The organism is Luteimonas terricola (genome assembly GCF_004352845.1).
Classification (GTDB): Bacteria; Pseudomonadota; Gammaproteobacteria; order Xanthomonadales; family Xanthomonadaceae; genus Luteimonas; species Luteimonas terricola.
The window spans coordinates 276,986-291,205 of record NZ_SJRX01000001.1 but is presented as its reverse complement, the minus strand read 5'-3'; the positions used below and the strand labels follow the sequence as shown (position 1 = coordinate 291,205).

Sequence of the window (14,220 nt, the reverse complement as noted above, 5' to 3'; positions counted from 1 at the left end):
GGCGCATCACGCGCGGGTCATTGTGCGTTCCGTTTGCGGCGTGTACGGGCCCTGTCAGAGGCCGAGCGCGCGCAGCTCGTTGCAGGGTCGCGACCGTTCCCACACCGGGTCGAAGGCTTCGCAGAGCTGGCGTGCGCGCCCGGCGCCGTGCAACCGGGCCTCGCCTTCGAAGCGGTGGCCGAACTCGCGGTGGTAGCAGCCGCCGTTGTCGGTGGCGACGAAGGCATCGGCGCGGGCGCGGTCGACGGGGTCGGCCAGTTCGCGGAACTGGAACACGCTCGGCAGGCGCTGCGCCAGCGCCAGTAGCGGGGCGTGGGTGCGCTGGATGGCGGTGGCGTCCAGGACCAGCAGGCGTACCTCGGCGTCGGTGGTCGAGGTGGCGAAGACGCGCAGCGCCTCGAGCACCCGTGGATCGTCGTACAGGCCCGGGTCGAGCACCCGGCTGAGGATGCGGATCCGGCGGCGGGCGCCGGCGACCAGCGTCACCGTGGCCTCGACCGCCTCTTCGCGATCGGCGATGGCGAGGACGTCGCCGCTGGGGCCGGCCGTGCTCATGGTGCCTCGTCGTCCGGGCTTTCCAGCCGGTAGTGGCCTTCGGCCAGGAGGCTGGCGACGCAATCGCGGCCGGCGGCGGAGAGTGCGGCCCAGGTGCCGGCATCGAGCCACGCGTCGGCGGCCAGTCGCTTCGCATCGGCCACCGGCAGGCGCCAGGCCTGGCCGGCCACGTAGAAGCTGGCGCGCTTCGCGGCGCGGCGCCAGGCGACACGGGTCCACGGGTAGCGGTGCAGCAGCAGGCCGCCGGCCAGGGCGCGTGACAGCTCGTCGGTGGCCAGGGGCTGGCCGTCGCCGTGGCCGGGGCCGGTGGCCGCGCGGTAGACGGTGATGAAGCGGCCGAACCAGTCGCCCAGGGCGTCGGCATCGGCCATGCGCACGGCGTTGAGGGCCTCGACCACGCGCGCCATCGCGGCGGCGTCGATCTCGTGCGGGTCTTTCGCCGGGTCGAGGTCCGCGTCCTTGTAGCGCAGTGCCTCGTCGGCTTCGGCGGCCAGGGTGTCGACGTAATCGCCCATGAGTTCCGCGACCGAGGGCGCGCGCATGCCCAGCGAGAAGGTCAGGCAGGGATCCTCGGCGACGCCGTGGTGGGGCACGTCGGGCGGCAGGTAGAGCATGTCGCCGGGCTCCAGCACCCAGTCGTGGGTGGGCGCGAACTCGCGCAGCAGCTTGATCTCGACGTCGTCGCGGAAGTCGAGTGGCGGCTTGCCGAGGCCCATCGCGTCGGAGGCGTCGACCTGCCAGCGGCGGTGGCCCAGGGCCTGAAGCAGGAAGACGTCGTACTGGTCGACGTGCGCACCGACCGAACCGCCGGTGGCGGCGAAGCTGACCATCACGTCGTCCACCCGCCAGCGCGGCAGGAACGCGAACGCCGGCAGCAGGTCCGCGATGTCCGGGTCCCACTTGTCCATGTCCTGGACCAGGAGCGTCCAGTCGCGATCGCCCAGCTCCGCGAAGATCTCCTCGGGGAGGGGCCCGCTGCCCACGGTCCAGGCGTCACTGGCGCGGTCGTGCTGGATCAGCCGCGCGAGCACGCCCTCTTCGCAGGCCAGGCCGGCGAGGTCGTCGGGTTCGATGGGCGAGACGTAGCCGGGGAACGCGCCGCGGATGAGCAGCGGGCGCTTCTGCCAGTAGTCGCGCAGGAAGGCGCGCGGCGCCATCCCCAGCGGCTGGCCGGGCCTGGCCTGGACTTCGAAGGGACGGGCGGCTGTGCGCTTGGCCATGATGGGTTCCTGTGTCGGGCGGCGGCGGTCAGACCGCACGCGCCTGGTCTTCCGCGAGTCCGGTGTAGCTGCCGGGAGTGAGTTCGAGCAGGCGGCGGCGTTCGTCCGCGGGCAGTTCAAGCCCGGTGATGAATTCGCGCATGGAGTCTGCGGTGATGCCCTGGCCGCGGGTCAGCGCCTTGAGCTGTTCGTAGGGGTTGGGCAGGCCATGGCGGCGCATGACCGTCTGCACGGCCTCGGCCAGCACTTCCCAGGATGCGTCGAGGTCGGCGGCCAGGCGCTCGGGGTTGGTGCTGAGCTTGCCGAGCCCGCGTCCGAGCGCATCGAAGCCGACCAGGGCGTGGCCAAAGGCCGTGCCGAGCGCACGCAGCACGGTGGAGTCGGTGAGGTCGCGCTGCCAGCGGCTGACCGGGAGCTTGGTGGCGAAGTGTTCGAACAGCGCCACGGCGATGCCGAAGTTGCCCTCGGCGTTTTCGAAGTCGATCGGGTTGACCTTGTGCGGCATGGTCGAGCTGCCGACTTCGCCGGCCTTCACGGCCTGCCTGAAGTAGCCCAGCGAGATATAGCCCCAGACGTCACGGCAGAGGTCGATGCAGATGGTCGCGATCCGCTTCTGCACGTCGGCGATCTCGGCGATGCAGTCGTGCGGCTCGATCTGGGTGGTGTAGCCATTGAAGTCCAGGCCCAGCGATTCCACGAAGCGCTGCGAGAACGCCGGCCAGTCGACGTCGGGATACGCGGCCACGTGGGCGTTGTAGTTGCCCACCGCACCGTTGGCCTTGCCGGTCAGGGAGACCGCGGCCAGCTGCGCGCGCTGGCGCTCCAGCCGGGCCACCACGTTGGCGATCTCCTTGCCCACGGTGGTCGGCGAGGCGGTCTGGCCGTGGGTGCGCGAGAGCATCGGCAGCGCGGCGAATTCGTGCGCCATGCCGCGAAGGGTGGCGGTGACGCCGTCGAGGGCCGGCAGCATCACCTCGCGGCGCGCGGCGTCGAGCATCAGGCCGTAGGACAGGTTGTTGATGTCCTCGCTGGTGCAGGCGAAGTGCACGAACTCCAGCGCCGGGCCCAGCGCGGCGTCGTCGGCGAGGCGCTCCTTGATGAAGTACTCGACGGCCTTGACGTCGTGGTTGGTGGTGCGCTCGATCGCTTTCACCCGTGCGGCATCGGCGGTGGAAAAGTCGTCGGCCAGGGCGCGCAGGCGCGCGGTGGCGGCGGCGTCGAAGGGCGCCAGCTCCGGAATGCCGGGCTCGGCGGCCAGCGCGAGCAGCCACTCCACTTCGACGCGCACGCGGGCGTGGATCAGGCCGAACTCGGAGAACACCGGCCTCAGCGCCTCCACCTTGCCGGCATAGCGGCCGTCGAGCGGGGAGAGGGCGAGCAGCGGGTCGAGGGCGGGCATGGCTGGCTTTTCGGGCTTGGGCGGCCGGACATTCTACCCGGCGGGTGCATCGATCGCCGGCCGGAGGGTTGGTCTGGGACTCGCGGGCTTGCGGGTTGATGGTGCGCGGGTTTCGTGGGGGAGCATGCCCCTGCGGGGGAGGCATGGACCGGCGAGGCAGCCGTCCATGGCTGACTCGCCTACCGCGCACATCCATGTGCGCTGTCCATGCCTCCCCCGCAGGGGCACGCTTCGCAAGACTGGGGATCGCGACTTCGGCTGGTTCCCTTCGCCAAACAGTCGGACAAGTGCAAATTTCCGGCCATCGCGAGGATGACGTGGGCCCGCCGCCACGAAGCCGACGAAAGTGGTGCAGGAGGTGGATGGCGGAGCACTCCCCCCGCCATCCGCCTCCTGCGGCGCGGATCTTCACGAGGGCAGTTTTGCGGCTGCCAGCGGCGCAGCCGATGTCCCGGCAGGGGCGGGCGTATCCTCTGATGGGAACAGACTGGAGGACGACATGGCTGGCAATGGCTTTCGGATCGAGCACGACAGCATGGGCGAACTGCAGGTGCCCGCCGATGCGCTGTGGGGCGCATCGACCCAGCGCGCAGTGGACAACTTCCCGGTCAGCGGACGGCCGATGCCGCGCGGATTCATCCGTGCCCTGGGGCTGATCAAGGCGGCAGCGGCGGAGACCAATGCGGGGTTCGGACTGCTGCCCAAGGGGCTGGCGGCATCGATCCGCAAGGCCGCCAGCGAGGTTGCCGCGGGTGGGCACGACGCCCATTTCCCGATCGATGTCTACCAGACCGGGTCGGGCACGTCGTCGAACATGAATGCCAACGAGGTCATCGCGACCCTGGCGACGCGCGCGGGCAAGCGGGCGGTGCATCCGAACGACCACGTCAACCTGGGCCAGAGTTCGAACGACGTCATTCCGACCGCGCTGCGGGTGTCCGCGCAACTGGCGGTGGTCGAAGACCTGCTGCCGGCGCTGAAGCATCTGCGGCGCACGATCGACCGACGGGCGCGGAAGCTGGGCAAGGTGGTGAAGACGGGGCGCACGCATCTGATGGATGCGATGCCGGTGACCTTTGCGCAGGAGTTCGGGGCCTGGTCGTCGCAGCTGGCATCGGCCGAGGCGCGGCTGGGCGATGCGCTCAAGCGCCTGCGCCGGCTGCCGATCGGCGGCACCGCGGTTGGCACCGGGATCAACGCCGATCCGCGCTTCGGCAAGGCCATGGCCAAGGCGCTGTCGGCGTCGGCCGGCACCCGCTTCGATTCGGCTGAAGACAAGTTCGAGGGCATCGCTTCGCAGGACGATGCGGTGGAGCTGTCGGGCCAACTCAACGTACTCGCCGTCGCGCTGACCAAGATCGCCAACGACCTGCGCTGGATGAACTCCGGCCCGCTGGCCGGGCTTGGCGAGGTGGAACTGCCGGCGCTGCAGCCGGGCAGCTCGATCATGCCGGGCAAGGTCAATCCGGTGATCCCCGAGGCTGCGGTCATGGCCTGCGCCCAGGTCATGGGCCACCACGTCGCGGTGACCGTGGCCGGCCAGACCGGCAACTTCCAGCTCAACGTCGCGCTGCCGCTGATCGCGAACAACCTGCTGGAGTCGGTCGGGCTGATGTCGTCGGTGTCGCGGCTGCTGGCCGATCGGGTCATCGCGGGCCTGGAGGTGCGGCGTGACGTGGTCGACGCGGCGGTGGAGCGCAACCCGATCCTGGTGACCGCGCTCAACCCGGTGATCGGCTACGAGAAGGCGGCGGCGATCGCCAAACAGGCCTACCGCGAGGGGAGGCCGGTGCTCGATGTCGCGGTGGAGGCCACGGGGATGCCGGAGGCGAAGCTGCGCGCGCTGCTCGACCCGCTGGCGCTGACCCGCGGCGGGATCCAGGGCTGAGGCAGAGCGCGCCGGTTCAGCGCTTGCGCGGGAGGTCCACCTTGCCGGCGACGCCGTCGTGGTCGACGGAGCCGCTGCCCAGCGCACGGACCCGCAGGTCGCCGCCGACGCCGCTCGCATCGATGTCGCCCGAACCCACCGAGCCGACTTCGACGCTGCCGGCGATGCGCTCGAGGTCGGCGTCGCCCGAGCCGATCGAACCGATGTCGACGCTGCCGCCGACGTCACGCAGGCCGAGGTCGCCCGAACCGACGCTGCCCACGCGGGCGTCACCGCGGACGCCGCGCGCCTCGAGGTCGCCGGAGCCGATCGAACCCACGTCCAGGCTGCCGATGTCGGCCAACACGATGTCGCCGGAGCCGACGCGGGCTTCGACCTTGCCGGCGATCCGGCGCGCGTCGGCGTCACCGGAGCCGACGGTCAGGTCGAGTCCGGACAGCCCGGTCGCCCAGGCATCGCCGGAACCCACCCGCACCTCGATGGGCATGCCATCGGGAACAGTGCCGGAAAGATCGAAGTAGGCGTAGCGATTGCCGAAGCTCCAGCCGATGCGCTCCTCGCGGGCCAGGCGCACGACCAGGCGGTCGCCTTCGCGCGACTGCTCGAGGCGCAGCCGCGCGAGTTCGTTTTGGCTCGAACCGCAGGCGCGGCCCTGCAGGCTGCCGGTCGTGCCGGGCCTTCCGTCCAGGCGCAGTTTGCTGGGTCCGACGTGGAATTGGATGACGCGTGCGTCGCCGATGTCCAGCGTCAGCGACTGCGGCGCGCTGTGCTTGCAGGCGCGGTCGTCGTCGGCCTGTGCCGATGCCGGCACCGTGGCCAGGCCGAGCGCGCAGAGTGCGAGGAAAAAGACGGTATGGGTCGTTCGCATGGTGGCTCCTCGTGTTCGGGTCTGTCGTGTCTGTCGTGTATCGGTGCGGACCGGGCCTCAGCCCTCGTCGCGCCAGCGGCGCAGGCGGATGGCGACCAGCAGCATGGCCACGCCGGCCGCGGCACCGATCCAGGTGGCGGGCTGCAGCAGGTTGCCGTAGACCGCGGCGGGCTCGATCAGGTGGACGAGGCCCGCGCTCTCGAGCTGGGCGCCGTCCATGCGGGCCAGGTCGTAGGGCGTCAGCGGGACCACGCCCAGCAGCATCCGCGCCACGATGTTGCTCCAGAACCAGTCGGCGTCGAGGTTGAACAGCCGCATCACGCTGAACATGGTCACGAACACCCCGGAAAGGAGCGGGACCAGCACCGCCCACAGGAAGGGCACGCTGCGCGCCCAGGCCGAGCACAGCATCAGCCAGCCAACGGTCGGCAGCGCCCAGATCGCGTACACCGGGATGGCCGCCAGCAGGGAGAGCGCGATGGTCAGCGCATGGCCGGGGCCCCAGATGAGCTCCAGGGGGTTGCCGCCGTGGTACATGACCACTGCGCTGAGCAGCACCAGGAACACCAGCATCGTGGCGATGGCGATGAGCGTCGCGAGCAGGGGGATGGCGACCGTGGCGGCGACGATCTTCGACAGCACGGTTTCGCCGTCGGACACGGGCAGCGATTTCCAGAACAGCACGCTGCGGTCCTTGCGCTCGTCGTACAGCGCGCCCAGGCAGTAGAAGAACATCACGAACACCATGACGATGAACGGCCAGGCCGAGGACAGCAGCATGGTCATGTCGATGCCGGTGGCGAGCTGGGCCTTGTCCTCCGCGTCCAGCTGCGCGGCCAGTACCCCCAGGTCGAGGCCGTTGATGGACATAGTGCTGCCGTCGTCGAGGTAGAACTTCGCGTCGCCGTCGGCGTTGCGCATCCCGACCATGGCGATGACGAAGAACACCACGGTCAGCAGCAGCGAAATCGCGCCGGCGATCAGGGGCGCCCAGAAGAAGCCTCCCCTGTGCTCCCAGTATTCGCGCCTGAGCAGCAGTGCGAAGCGGTGGGTCCTGTGCGCCGGGGCCTTGGCGACCGGCAGGGTGTCGGCTGTCGCGTTCATCAGTAGGTTCCCTTCATGGTGGCGACGAAGAGGTCGGCGAGCCCCGGCGTGCGGGTTTCGCCGAAGGCGGCCAGGGTGCTGCGCTCGGCACCGTCGAACAGCATCACGGTCTTGCCGAACGGCAGGCTGCGCTCGTCGATCGGCGACAGGGCGCGCGCGGCTTCGGCCTGGCCGGCATCGACCAGCACCTCGGTGAAGCGTGCGGCGAGCTCGTCCATCGGCGCGTCGAGCACGATCCGGCCGTCGCGGATGAACAGTGCGTCGGTGAGGATGTGCTCGACCTCCTCGACCTGGTGGGTGGTGATGAGGATCGTCTTCTCCTCGTCGAAGTAGTCCTCGAGCAGGCGCTGGTAGAACTCCTTGCGGTAGAGGACGTCCAGGCCCAGCGTGGGCTCGTCGAGCACCAGCAGGCGGGCGTCGATGGCCATCACCAGGGCCAGGTGCAGCTGCACGATCATGCCCTTGGACATCTCGCGCACCCGCATTTTCGGGGTGAGCTTGGTGTTGGCCAGGAAGCGCTCGCAGCGCGCGCGGTCGAAGCGCGGGTGCACGCCCTCGACGAAGTCGATCGCCTCGCGGACCCGCATCCAGCGCGGCAGCACGGCGACGTCGGCGATGAAGCAGACATCGTTCATCAGCAGGTTGCGTTCGCTGCGCGGATCGCGGCCCATCACGGACAGGTCGCCCTGGAAGGGGATCAGTCCGAGGATGGCCTTGAGCGCGGTGGTCTTGCCGGCGCCGTTGGGGCCGACCAGGCCGACGATGCGGCCGCGCTCGACGCGGAACGTGGCCCCGTCGAGGGCACGGGAGTTCCTGTAGACCTTGTGCAGTCCGCGTGCATCGATGACGGCGGTGTCTTGCGTGTTCATGCGGCGTCTCCTTCGCGCAGCAATTCCTCGGGCGTGAGGCCCAGCAGCCGGATGCGTTCAAGCACCAGCGGCCATTCCTCGGTCAGGAAGCGGTCGCGCTCGTTGCCGAGCAGCTTCTTCGATGCTTCTTCGGTCACGAACATGCCGAGTCCCCTGCGTTTTTCGACGAGCGCCTCGTCGGCCAGCTCCTGGTAGGCGCGCGACACCGTGATCGGGTTGAGCTGGTACTCCGCGGCGACCTGGCGCACCGAGGGCAGGGCATCGCCGGGCTTGAGCTGGCCATCGAGCATCATCGCGATGACGCGCTCCTTCAGCTGGCGGTAGATGGGAGCGCTGTCGCTCCACTGGATGCCGGACATGGCTCAGCCTCCGATACGGCGCATGCCGTGCGCGAACGAGAAGTAGGGCAGGGCCAGTCCCCGGCGCCCGCTCCTGGCGCTGCGGCCGTCGCGGCGGGCGGCCTCGGTGTCGTCGTGGACGGTGGCGTCGGCGGCGTCCATGACGTTTGCTCCGGACGGTCCGCCCTGGCTGAGCGGGGTTCCGGCCAGCAGCGCGGCGGCCAGCAACAGGCCGGTGGCGGAGAGCGCGATCAGGCTGTGGTTGAGCTTGCGGTCCATGGCGTGGGTCCTGCCGGGGGTGACTGGTGTTGTATGCAACTATAACACCACCACACACCCCGTCAAGCCGGTCCGTCCCCAACTGATGGCAGGGGTGCGCCACGATTGCCGGAGGCGGCCGGTGCCGCGACAATAGGCCCTTCGACGCCGCGCGGAACGCGGCCGGATTCCAGGAGCATCCCCCGATGAAACCCTTGCTGCGCGGCCTGGTCGCGCTGTCATTCGCCGCGGCCCTGTCGCTGGCTCCCGCATCTGCACAGGAGAACGCCGTGCCGTCCACCGAGCGCGAAAAGAACAGCTACATGATCGGAATGGACGTCGGGAACTCGATCCAGGCGGTCGGCCCGGACATCGACCGCGAGAGCTTCCTGCGCGCCGTGGGCCACGCCCTGGAGGGCGGCGAGCCCCTGGTCACGGAAGAAGAGGCGGAGGCGATCGCCCCCGCGCTGATGCAGCGGGTGGCCGTCCGCGGCGGCCAGCAGATCCCGGGCATGGCGCCGGGCAGCCAGCCTCCTGCGGTCGACGCCGGCAAGGTCGGCCTGCTGGTGGGTGCCGACGTGGGCCGTTCGCTGGCCCCGGTCAAGGACGAACTCGACCTGGCCGTGTTCGGGCGCGGCGTCGCCACCGTGCTCGATGGCAGCACGCCGCTGCTGGGCGAGGCGGAGCTGCTCGCGGTGCGCGAGGCCTTGAGCAAGCGCATCCAGGAGCGCGCGCGTGCCGAGAGCGAGGCCGCCGCGCAGGCCAACGCCACGGCCGGGGCCGCCTTCCTGGCCACGAACCGCACCGCCAAGGGCGTCGTGACCACGGGTTCGGGCCTGCAGTACATGGTGCTGCGCCAGGGCTCGGGGCCGCGGCCGACCGCGGACACGCAGGTCCGCGTCCACTATGAGGGCACGCTGCTCGACGGCACCGTGTTCGACAGTTCCTACGAGCGCAACGACCCCGCGACCTTCGGCCTGGGGCAGGTGATCGCCGGCTGGACCGAAGGCCTGCAGCTGATGCCGGTGGGCGCGAAGTACCGCTTCTGGATCCCGTCCGAGCTCGCCTACGGACGCAATGGCTCGCCTGGCGGCATCCCGCCGAACTCCACCCTGGTCTTCGACGTCGAACTCCTGCAGCTGCGCTGATCGCCGCTGTCCGCCCCCCTTTTTCGAGGTACACCGATGAATACCGCCGTCCGCACCCTTGCGACCAGCCTGCTGGCCGCCTCGCTCCTCGTCGCCCTGGGCGCCTGCAAGAAGATCGATCCCGACGCCGCCAAGCCCGCCGCAGATGCCGCCGACGCTAGCGCCGGCGCGCTGGACATCGCGGGGCTGCCCACCGTCGAACAGCAGGCCGGCTACGCCATCGGCCTGCAGATCGGCGGCACGCTCGAGGAAATCAAGGACGAGATCGACGTCGACGCCCTGGTCAAGGGCATGCGCACCACCCTGGACGGCGGCGCGCCGCTGATGGACGAGGCGCAGGCGCGGGAGGCCTTCGAGGCTTTCGGCCAGCGCATGCAGGCCAAGATGTCCGCCGGCAATCGTGAGGCCGGCGAGGCCTTCCTCGCGGAGAATGCGAAGCAGGAGGGCGTGCAGGTCACCGCCTCCGGCCTGCAGTACAAGGTGCTCCAGGAAGGCGCGGGCGCGAAGCCCGGGCCCGACAGCCGCGTGAGCGTCCACTACCGGGGCTCCCTGGCCGACGGCACGGTGTTCGACAGCTCCTACGAGCGCGGCGAGCCGGCGGTGTTCACGCTGTCGAGCGTTGTCCCCGGCTGGCAGGAAGGCCTGCAGCTGATGCCGGTGGGCAGCAAGTACATGCTGTGGCTGCCGAGCGCACTGGGTTACGGCGACATGGGTACGCCGGGCGGCCCGATCGCGCCGGGCAGCGCCCTGGTGTTCGAGGTCGAGCTGCTCGACATCGTGGACCCGGCGGCGGAGTAAGGGCATGCGCGTCAGCATCTTCGGAACTGGATACGTCGGCCTGGTCACCGGCACCTGCCTGGCCGAGGTCGGGCACGACGTGGTCTGCGTTGACGTCGATGCCGGCAAGATCGAGCGCCTCCGGCAGGGCGTGATCCCGATCTACGAGCCGGGCCTGGAGCCGATGGTGAAGGCCAACCACGCCGCCGGCCGGCTGGAGTTCACCACCGACGGGGCGCACGCCGTCGCGCACGGTGAAGTGGTGTTCATCGCCGTGGGCACGCCGCCCGACGAGGACGGCAGTGCCGACCTCCAGTACGTGCTGGAGGTGGCGCGCACCATCGGCGAGCACATGGAGCGTCCGGCGATCGTGGTCGACAAGTCGACGGTGCCGGTCGGCACGGCCGGCCGCGTGAGCGAGGCCATTTCCTCGGTCCTGGCCGGGCGTGGCGTCGACATCGCCTTCGACGTGGTGTCCAACCCCGAGTTCCTGAAGGAGGGCGCGGCGGTGGAAGACTGCATGCGTCCCGACCGCATCGTGCTCGGCGTCGACAGCGCCGCCGCGGCGGACAAGCTCAAGCGCCTGTACGCGCCGTTCAACCGCAACCACGACCGCTTCGTGATCATGGACGTGCGTTCGGCGGAGCTGACCAAGTACGCAGCCAACGCCATGCTCGCGACCAAGATCAGCTTCATGAACGAGATCTCGAACATCGCCGAACGCATGGGCGCCGACGTGGAGATGGTGCGCAAGGGCATCGGCTCGGACCCGCGCATCGGCTGGCACTTCATCTATCCCGGTGCAGGCTACGGCGGCTCCTGCTTGCCGAAGGACGTCCAGGCGCTGGCACGCACGGCGCAGCAGCATGGCCACCAGCCGCTGCTGCTCCACGCGGTGGAAGCGGTGAACGAACGCCAGAAGGGACACCTGCACGCCCTGATCCAGCGCCACTACGGCGATGGCGGCATCGCCGGCAAGACCTTCGCTGTCTGGGGCCTGGCGTTCAAGCCCGACACCGACGACATGCGCGAGGCCTCGAGCCGGCGCCTGCTGGCGCAGCTGTGGGAGTCCGGCGCCCGCGTGCGCGCCTACGACCCCGAGGCGACCGAGGAGGCGCGGCGGGTCTTCGGCGAGCGCGAGGATCTGGTCTTCTGCGGCTCGGCGAACGAAGCTCTCGACGGGGCCGACGCGCTGGTGGTGGTCACGGAGTGGAAGCAGTTCCGCAGCGCCGACCTCGCGCAGCTCCGCGCGCAGCTGGCCGACGCGGTGGTCTTCGACGGTCGCAACATCTACCGTCCCGAAGACGCCGAGGACGCCGGCCTGGCCTATTACGGCATCGGCCGCGGACGCTCGGTGCGGGTGCCCTGAGCATGGCGTCCGGGCTTGAAGCGCGCGTGGTGGAGCTGGAAACGCGGCTGGCGTTCCAGGAGCAGGCCCTGGCCGAGCTCAACGACGCCCTGGCCGAAGCCCGCATGGAACTGTCGCGCAACGACGTCCTGCTGCGCCGCGCACTCGAGGAACTGCGTGCCGATCGCCCCGGCCCGACCGGAAACCCGGCCGATGAGCCGCCCCCGCCGCACTACTGAACGACGATGAGCGACTCACTCAAAGACCAGCTGCTGGGCCTGGGCTTCAAGCCGGCCCCTGTTGCGGAGCGGCCCAGGGGGCCGCGCCGCAAGGACGGACCGCCGGCAGGCGGCAAGGGCGCGCGCAATGACCGCGGCGCCGGCAAGAGTGCGCGCAACGACCACGGGCCGGGCAAGGGCGCGGGACCGTGTGACCCCCAAGGCAGGAAGAACGACAGGGGCGGCTCCGCTCCGGCTGGAAGCGGTCGTGGCCGCGGCCCGCGCACCGAAGGCGACATCGACCTTGCCAAGGCCTTCGCCATCCGCGCCCAGCGCGAAAAGGACGAGCGCATCCAGGCCGAGCGCGAGAAGCAGGAGGCCGCCCGCCAGCGCCGCGAAGCGCAGGCGAAGCTGGCCGCGTTGCTGCAGGGCAAGGGCCTGAACGTGGCCGAGGCCGAACACGTCCGCCACTTCGAGTACGGCGGCAAGATCAAGCGCGTCCACGTGACCGAAGCGCAGCTGCGCGCCCTCAACGCCGGCGAGCTCGGCGTCGTGCAGCTCAACGGCCGCTACCTCGTGGTCACCGCCGACGCCCTCGCCGAAGCCGAAAAAGTGTTCCCGCAGGCCGTCGCCCTCAGGGTCGACCCGAACGCCCCGGCTGCCGACGACCCGTATGCCGATCCGAAGTACCAGGTGCCGGACGACCTGATCTGGTAAAGGCGAAGAGCGTTTTTGCCACGGATTTGCGCGGATGCGCGCGGATATACGCGGATAGAGCGGAATAGCAGAAAAATCGGGAAAGAACCTTTGCCACGGATTTACGCGGATTACGCGGATCTGGCCGAGGCAAGCCTTGGAGGATTTTTTAGTGGACTGCTTCTGCGTGCCGCAACAGGCTTCGTAGACCCACTTCCAATGGCTTCAGCTTGATCCGCGTAATCCGCGCAAATCCGTGGCCAAAAGCCTTTGCCTTTTCTGCTATTCCGCTCTATCCGCGCGCTTCCGCGCAAATCCGTGGCAAAAATCGCTCTTGCTCTACCCGGCCCGCCCCCGCCTCGGCACAACCCAGATCCAGGCGATCACGCAGCCGGCCAATGCGAAGGCGCCCGCGGCGAGGAAGGCCACGTGGCCGTTTCCGAAGGGCCAGAGTTGTCCGGCGATCAGGGCGCCGAGTACGCCGCCAAGGCCCGAAGAGAATCCGTAGAACAGGCCCTGGGCGTGGCCGTTGAGGCGGCCGGGGAAGTGCCGTGCCAGCAGTTGCATGGCCGCCGCGAAGAAGGCCGCGAAGCTGAGTGCGTGCGTGGCCTGCGCGACCAACATCACTGCAAGGTTCTCCGGCCACAGCGCCGTGGCCCACCAGCGCAGCACGGCGCTGGCCATCGAGACCAGCAGCAGCCAGCTCGCGTCCCAGCGCCGGAAAACGGTGGAGATGGTGAAGAACACCGCGACTTCGAACACCACGCCCACCGTCCACATCAGGCCCAGCATGGACGTCGAGTACCCCAGGTCGTGCATGTAGACCGAGAAGAAGGTGTAGTAGGGGCCGAACGAGAGCTGTTCCAGGAACGCCGCCACCAGGAACGCCGCCACCGGCGGCTGGCGCACGATCTTCCAGAAGCCGGCGCCCGCCGGCCCCCGCGGCCCGACGTGGCCGGCGTCGCGGTTGGCGAAGGCGCTCACCGCCATCAGCGCGAACAGGGGCAGCATCGCCCAGGGCAGGATGGCGGCGTCGTAGTGCTCGATCAGCCATCCGAAGCCCGACGTTACCAGGATGAAGCCGATCGAGCCCCAGACCCGGACCGTTCCGTAGCGATGGGCGTCGGCCCCAAGGTGGCCGAGCGTGATCGCCTCGAACTGCGGCATCACTGCGTTGTAGAAGAAGCAGAAGGCCACCATCACCGCGAACAGCGTCCATTCCGGCTGCTGCGGCAGGAAGCAGGCGAAGCTCGCCACCGTGAGCACGCTGCCGATGCGCAGCCACCGGATCGGCCGTGGCGAGGCGGACGCCAGCGTCGCCCAGGTCGTGGGCGCCACCACGCGGGTGGCGTACCACAGGCTCATCATCACGCTGATGGCAGTGATGCCCATGCCGCGCGACTGCAGGTACAGCGCCCAGTACGGCGTGAACGCACCCAGCGCCGCGTAGTAGGCGAAATAGAAGCTCGACAGCCGCACCATGGGCACGGCTGCCGCGTGGGGATGCGGACCCTGGACCATCAGACGTCGCCGT

15 protein-coding genes are annotated in these 14,220 nt (G+C 69.7%); 6 read left to right on the top strand and 9 right to left on the bottom strand.

Annotated features, from left to right (window positions below):
• Positions 1-54: 54 nt before the first annotated feature.
• The 3 genes from E2169_RS14605 to purB are packed head-to-tail and all read right to left on the bottom strand — an operon-like array spanning position 55 to position 3,174.
• Complete coding sequence (locus tag E2169_RS14605) at positions 55-555, bottom strand: DUF7931 domain-containing protein (protein WP_132984833.1); 501 nt, start codon at positions 553-555, stop codon at positions 55-57.
• Complete coding sequence (locus E2169_RS01395; protein WP_132985430.1) at positions 552-1,778, bottom strand: JmjC domain-containing protein; 1,227 nt, start codon at positions 1,776-1,778, stop codon at positions 552-554. The genes E2169_RS14605 and E2169_RS01395 overlap by 4 nt, the downstream gene beginning before the upstream one ends.
• A 25-nt stretch (positions 1,779-1,803) precedes the next feature.
• Positions 1,804-3,174 carry an adenylosuccinate lyase gene (purB, locus tag E2169_RS01390; protein ID WP_132984832.1) on the bottom strand — a complete coding sequence of 457 codons (1,371 nt, stop codon included), beginning with the start codon at positions 3,172-3,174 and terminating at the stop codon, positions 1,804-1,806.
• A 499-nt stretch (positions 3,175-3,673) separates the two neighbouring features.
• On the opposite strand from purB, the gene E2169_RS01385 reads away from it, so the two are divergent.
• Positions 3,674-5,062, top strand: coding sequence for a class II fumarate hydratase (locus E2169_RS01385; RefSeq protein ID WP_132984831.1), 1,389 nt, complete (start codon positions 3,674-3,676; stop codon positions 5,060-5,062).
• 16 nt (positions 5,063-5,078) lie between these two features.
• Here E2169_RS01385 and E2169_RS01380 read toward each other — a convergent pair whose 3' ends face one another.
• From E2169_RS01380 to E2169_RS01360, 5 genes are read right to left on the bottom strand one after another with little or no spacing between them, the layout of a single operon-like run.
• Complete coding sequence (locus E2169_RS01380) at positions 5,079-5,930, bottom strand: DUF4097 family beta strand repeat-containing protein (protein ID WP_132984830.1); 852 nt, start codon at positions 5,928-5,930, stop codon at positions 5,079-5,081.
• 57 nt (positions 5,931-5,987) lie between these two features.
• Positions 5,988-7,034: a hypothetical protein gene (locus E2169_RS01375; protein WP_229659121.1), complete on the bottom strand. Its 1,047-nt coding sequence runs from the start codon at positions 7,032-7,034 to the stop codon at positions 5,988-5,990.
• Positions 7,034-7,903: an ABC transporter ATP-binding protein gene (locus E2169_RS01370; RefSeq protein WP_132984829.1), complete on the bottom strand. Its 870-nt coding sequence runs from the start codon at positions 7,901-7,903 to the stop codon at positions 7,034-7,036. Before E2169_RS01370 ends, E2169_RS01375 begins: the two co-directional genes overlap by 1 nt.
• Positions 7,900-8,262, bottom strand: a complete 363-nt coding sequence (locus E2169_RS01365) for a GntR family transcriptional regulator (RefSeq protein ID WP_132984828.1) — start codon at positions 8,260-8,262, stop codon at positions 7,900-7,902. Before E2169_RS01365 ends, E2169_RS01370 begins: the two co-directional genes overlap by 4 nt.
• Positions 8,263-8,265: 3 nt before the next feature.
• Complete coding sequence (locus tag E2169_RS01360; protein ID WP_132984827.1) at positions 8,266-8,520, bottom strand: hypothetical protein; 255 nt, start codon at positions 8,518-8,520, stop codon at positions 8,266-8,268.
• 185 nt (positions 8,521-8,705) lie between these two features.
• On the opposite strand from E2169_RS01360, the gene bamJ reads away from it, so the two are divergent.
• The 5 genes from bamJ to E2169_RS01335 are packed head-to-tail and all read left to right on the top strand — an operon-like array spanning position 8,706 to position 12,707.
• Positions 8,706-9,647: a BamJ family beta-barrel-assembly machinery protein gene (gene bamJ, locus E2169_RS01355; RefSeq protein ID WP_132984826.1), complete on the top strand. Its 942-nt coding sequence runs from the start codon at positions 8,706-8,708 to the stop codon at positions 9,645-9,647.
• A gap of 36 nt (positions 9,648-9,683) precedes the next feature.
• A complete protein-coding gene (locus E2169_RS01350; RefSeq protein ID WP_132984825.1) occupies positions 9,684-10,445 on the top strand; it encodes an FKBP-type peptidyl-prolyl cis-trans isomerase N-terminal domain-containing protein in 762 nt (253 codons plus the stop codon).
• A 4-nt stretch (positions 10,446-10,449) separates the two neighbouring features.
• On the top strand, positions 10,450-11,793 hold the full coding sequence (locus E2169_RS01345) for a UDP-glucose dehydrogenase family protein (protein WP_132984824.1): 1,344 nt from the start codon (positions 10,450-10,452) through the stop codon (positions 11,791-11,793).
• Positions 11,794-11,795: 2 nt separating this feature from the next.
• Positions 11,796-12,011, top strand: coding sequence for a SlyX family protein (locus E2169_RS01340; protein WP_132984823.1), 216 nt, complete (start codon positions 11,796-11,798; stop codon positions 12,009-12,011).
• 6 nt (positions 12,012-12,017) lie between these two features.
• Positions 12,018-12,707 carry a DUF2058 domain-containing protein gene (locus tag E2169_RS01335; protein ID WP_132984822.1) on the top strand — a complete coding sequence of 230 codons (690 nt, stop codon included), beginning with the start codon at positions 12,018-12,020 and terminating at the stop codon, positions 12,705-12,707.
• Positions 12,708-13,025: 318 nt separating this feature from the next.
• Here the strand turns inward: E2169_RS01335 and E2169_RS01330 are convergent, their stop codons facing one another.
• Positions 13,026-14,207, bottom strand: coding sequence for an MFS transporter (locus tag E2169_RS01330; RefSeq protein WP_132984821.1), 1,182 nt, complete (start codon positions 14,205-14,207; stop codon positions 13,026-13,028).
• Between the last annotated feature and the right edge of the window lie 13 nt (positions 14,208-14,220).

What these genes read in the sequence shown, in the direction of transcription:
- E2169_RS01385 (WP_132984831.1), top strand. Translation starts at nt 3,674, where the DNA reads ATGGCTGGCAATGGCTTTCGGATCGAGCACGACAGCATGGGCGAACTG.
- E2169_RS01340 (WP_132984823.1), top strand. Translation starts at nt 11,796, where the DNA reads ATGGCGTCCGGGCTTGAAGCGCGCGTGGTGGAGCTGGAAACGCGGCTG.
- E2169_RS01330 (WP_132984821.1), bottom strand. Translation starts at nt 14,207, where the DNA reads ATGGTCCAGGGTCCGCATCCCCACGCGGCAGCCGTGCCCATGGTGCGG.
- bamJ (WP_132984826.1), top strand. Translation starts at nt 8,706, where the DNA reads ATGAAACCCTTGCTGCGCGGCCTGGTCGCGCTGTCATTCGCCGCGGCC.
- E2169_RS01370 (WP_132984829.1), bottom strand. Translation starts at nt 7,903, where the DNA reads ATGAACACGCAAGACACCGCCGTCATCGATGCACGCGGACTGCACAAG.
- E2169_RS01345 (WP_132984824.1), top strand. Translation starts at nt 10,450, where the DNA reads ATGCGCGTCAGCATCTTCGGAACTGGATACGTCGGCCTGGTCACCGGC.
- E2169_RS01380 (WP_132984830.1), bottom strand. Translation starts at nt 5,930, where the DNA reads ATGCGAACGACCCATACCGTCTTTTTCCTCGCACTCTGCGCGCTCGGC.
- E2169_RS01335 (WP_132984822.1), top strand. Translation starts at nt 12,018, where the DNA reads ATGAGCGACTCACTCAAAGACCAGCTGCTGGGCCTGGGCTTCAAGCCG.
- E2169_RS01365 (WP_132984828.1), bottom strand. Translation starts at nt 8,262, where the DNA reads ATGTCCGGCATCCAGTGGAGCGACAGCGCTCCCATCTACCGCCAGCTG.
- E2169_RS01350 (WP_132984825.1), top strand. Translation starts at nt 9,684, where the DNA reads ATGAATACCGCCGTCCGCACCCTTGCGACCAGCCTGCTGGCCGCCTCG.
- E2169_RS01360 (WP_132984827.1), bottom strand. Translation starts at nt 8,520, where the DNA reads ATGGACCGCAAGCTCAACCACAGCCTGATCGCGCTCTCCGCCACCGGC.
- E2169_RS01375 (WP_229659121.1), bottom strand. Translation starts at nt 7,034, where the DNA reads ATGAACGCGACAGCCGACACCCTGCCGGTCGCCAAGGCCCCGGCGCAC.
- purB (WP_132984832.1), bottom strand. Translation starts at nt 3,174, where the DNA reads ATGCCCGCCCTCGACCCGCTGCTCGCCCTCTCCCCGCTCGACGGCCGC.
- E2169_RS14605 (WP_132984833.1), bottom strand. Translation starts at nt 555, where the DNA reads ATGAGCACGGCCGGCCCCAGCGGCGACGTCCTCGCCATCGCCGATCGC.